5 protein-coding genes are annotated in these 3,331 nt (G+C 27.6%); all 5 read right to left on the bottom strand.

Going from position 1 to position 3,331, the window contains the following annotated elements; all coding sequences use genetic code 11:
• The coding region (locus tag A500_RS05910; RefSeq protein ID WP_016206679.1) for a response regulator at positions 1–547 on the bottom strand (547 nt) is incomplete at its 3' end.
• A 60-nt stretch (positions 548–607) separates the two neighbouring features.
• Positions 608–1,255, bottom strand: a complete 648-nt coding sequence (locus A500_RS05905) for a D-sedoheptulose-7-phosphate isomerase (RefSeq protein ID WP_016206678.1) — start codon at positions 1,253–1,255, stop codon at positions 608–610.
• 1 nt (position 1,256) lies between these two features.
• Entirely contained in the window at positions 1,257–2,234 is a 978-nt protein-coding gene (locus tag A500_RS05900; protein ID WP_016206677.1) for an ROK family protein, read from the bottom strand.
• Between the two features lie 327 nt (positions 2,235–2,561).
• Complete coding sequence (locus tag A500_RS05895; RefSeq protein WP_016206676.1) at positions 2,562–2,750, bottom strand: hypothetical protein; 189 nt, start codon at positions 2,748–2,750, stop codon at positions 2,562–2,564.
• Between the two features lie 94 nt (positions 2,751–2,844).
• Positions 2,845–3,216: a hypothetical protein gene (locus tag A500_RS05890; RefSeq protein WP_016206675.1), complete on the bottom strand. Its 372-nt coding sequence runs from the start codon at positions 3,214–3,216 to the stop codon at positions 2,845–2,847.
• Positions 3,217–3,331: the final 115 nt, after the last annotated feature.

Raw genomic sequence — 3,331 nt, 5'->3', positions numbered from 1 at the left:
TTCCTTCTTGAAATTTATAATGATATTCTTCATTTATATTTTGAATTTTCAAATCTAAATTTTGTATAGATTTGTTAAGTAATATTTCTGTGAAAATCCTTGATCTAAGCTTCTCTATATCAACCTTAAGACGAGCTTTTAGCTTTTCTTCATTAGTAAGCTTATTCATTCTATCTGCATATTTCTCTTTCATCTTCTCTAGATTATTAATAAGTTCTTCCTTTTTTATAGGTTTTAATAAATAATCACATACCCCATACTTAATAACCTTTTGTGCATATTCAAATTGTGCATATCCACTTATTATAATAAAATCAATATATTCATTTATTTCTCTACAAAGTCTAATTAATTCTATTCCATCATATCCAGGCATACGGATATCAGTAATAACTATATCTGGTTTCTTTTCTTTAACCTGTTCTAATGCATCTATTCCATTATGTGAAATTCCTACGACCTCCATATCTAATTCTTTCCAGTCTATAAGCTTATATATAAGTTGACATACTTTTACTTCATCATCAGCAATTATAACCTTCATCATAATAAAATTCTTATTCTCCTTTTATTTATTATTTCCATAGACTTATAGAGTTTTTTTACATTACAAATCAAACAGTTCAGACTCTACATACATACAAACAAAATGATATACCATTAAATGATATTCTTGAATAAGATAAGTTTCCTTCTCTGGTGCTATAAATGAATAATCAGATATTTTAGATATTCTTCCTCCATCTCTACCTGTAAATGCTATCGTTTTGGCTCCTATTACTTTACCTGTAATTAATGCATTATAAACATTAATTGCATTACCTGAAGTACTAATTCCAATTACTATATCTCCACATTTTCCATAACCCATAACTTGTTGCGCATAAGTTAAATCTGGGTCTACATCATTATTAAATGCTGATATAAGAGCTGTTTGAGTATTTAAGCCAATTGCTGGCAAAGATCCCTGTAATTTTTTTGATATATCCTCTCCATATTCACCATAAAGGCTCTTAAATCTTTCCCTTAAGGTTTTTCCTAAAGGTCTTTGCAGTAAAAAACCCTTCATAAGTTCTCCTACTATATGGTCTGAATCTGAGCTGCTTCCACCATTACCACATATCAAAACTTGTCCACCATTTTCATAGCAGTATGTTATTGCTTCACAAATTTCTAAGATTTCCTTCTTTATAGGAATTAATTGATTATTACGTTTAAAAAAATCTTCTAAATTCTTTTTAGTTCTTGCTTTCATCTTATCCCTCCAAATTTGAATAATATTCTGCTATAACTAAAGCTGCAACATCCCCTACTGATTCAGATAATTTACTTGGCACCACTTGACAAACTTTTCTACTTATAAGGATGGACTCTTCCTCTATAACTTTATTTACCCATGGCCAAATTTCTTCATAGCACCTAACAAAAATACTTCCAATAACAATTTTTTCTGGGTTTAATAAATCTATTAAAATTGATAATCCCTTACCTAAATTTATTCCTACTATCTTTAAAATTTTCTTTGCCACTTCATCTCCTTTTTTAGCAAAATTTCCAACCTTCTCAGCTGTTAAGTTTTCTATTTCAGATAAATCAGGACATATGGCTGGTTTATTTCCTCTTTGTAGCTCTTCAAGAATTACACTTTTCGCTAATTGAGCAATACCTCCTCCACTACAAAAACCTTCAAATGAACCTATTTTCCCATAGCCAACAGGACCAAACTCACTAAGTCTTATATGTCCTAATTCTCCAGCCATATCATTTGTGCCTGAATATAACCGGTTATCTAAAATAAGACCTGCTCCAAGGCCTGTACCAAAAGTCATGAAAATCATGTTAGAAGTTCCTCTTCCTGCGCCAAGTTTCCATTCTGCCAAAGCACAAGCATTAGCATCATTACAAAGCCAAGACTTTAACCCTGTTTTTTCTTTAAAATACTTTGTTATATTAATGTTGTCCCATCCTGGTAAATTAGGTGGAGACATTATTATTCCCTTTTTGCCATCTAAAGGCCCTCCACAGCTAATTCCTATTCCCTGTATTTCATCACCACTAGTTAATCCTTTACAAAATAAAATATCTTTAACTAAAGCATCCATCATTTCTTGAGGTAAATATTTTTTTGTCTCCTTAATATTACATTTATAAATGATTTTTACTTCATCTCCGGATATTTCACCTAAATTAACAGCACATTTTGTTCCACCTATATCAACACCAATTAATAACATAATAGTTATCTCCCTCTCAACATTATTTTGTATTATATCCTTATTTTAACATTACCTCAATTATTCCACTACTTCTCATTTACGTAAAAAAGTTTACATAAATAATCATATTTACTCAATTTTTAAATTTTATACTTTTACATAATAAAAAACTGACTTCCACTTGTGTAAAAATCAGCTTTCTTTAACTCTTTATTTAATTTACTTACACCATTTTTATTCTTTATCATATCATTTTAAAAATAACTTTATTAAGTCATATATAACGAAAAAGATTTATGTAAAATTAAATTACACAAATCCTTTTTTGGCTTTTTACTTAAATTATTAAATTTCATCTTCTACATTTGCTATTGATTTAGAATCTAGCTTATTAAAAATTGTTTCTACAAAGAACCCAATTAGTCCAAATAATGATATTAATATATATGCTCTTTCATCCTTTGATAGAATAAAATTTAGTAGTAATCCAATCATAAATATGATTAAGTATATATTTTTCACTTTCCTTTCCAAAAATAATCTCTCCTCTTATATTAATAGTTAAATTACTATTTCATTTTCTTCTAATTAATTTTACAATTTTATATCCATCACTTGTCATATCATTCTATGGATAAGTATTGTATATATAATACTTATCGTCAATTTTTACAGCTATAGCTTTATCTTCTGATTTTAAGCTATATATTTCTGTTTTTTCTTTTAAAAAAGTTGCATCTCCATTCCTAAACCTATACCTATCATTGGTAACCTTTTCAGAAATATTAAACCTTACTTCTCCTATTTTTTCATCAATTAAAGTCCCTTCCACTATTTCTCTTACATAGCTACTATAATATATGCTATTATTTATTTTTATGCAATCAACCCATGAAATTTTTGATGATCCAAATCTATCTAATCTAAATAAATATCCCATTATAATTATACCTATTAAGACAAATATAATTCCTATTGAAAATTTGATTCTTTTATTCAATTTATCTTCTCTCTTTTCAAAAATAGTTTTATTATTATTTACTATTGAAATATATTTAATTATATACCAATTATTGGCTTATATATAAATAATAACATATATATCTTTTGTTTGG

Origin of the sequence: Clostridium sartagoforme AAU1 (assembly GCF_000401215.1) — a bacterium.
In the GTDB taxonomy this organism is placed as follows: domain Bacteria; phylum Bacillota; class Clostridia; order Clostridiales; family Clostridiaceae; genus Clostridium; species Clostridium sartagoforme.
The sequence above is the reverse complement of the archived record's forward strand: the minus strand, read 5'-3'. Positions and strand labels throughout refer to the sequence as shown.

Bases quoted from the DNA above. Each gene is read 5' to 3' on its own strand.
- A500_RS05905 (WP_016206678.1), bottom strand. From the start codon at position 1,255: ATGAAAGCAAGAACTAAAAAGAATTTAGAAGATTTTTTTAAACGTAAT.
- A500_RS05900 (WP_016206677.1), bottom strand. From the start codon at position 2,234: ATGTTATTAATTGGTGTTGATATAGGTGGAACAAAATGTGCTGTTAAT.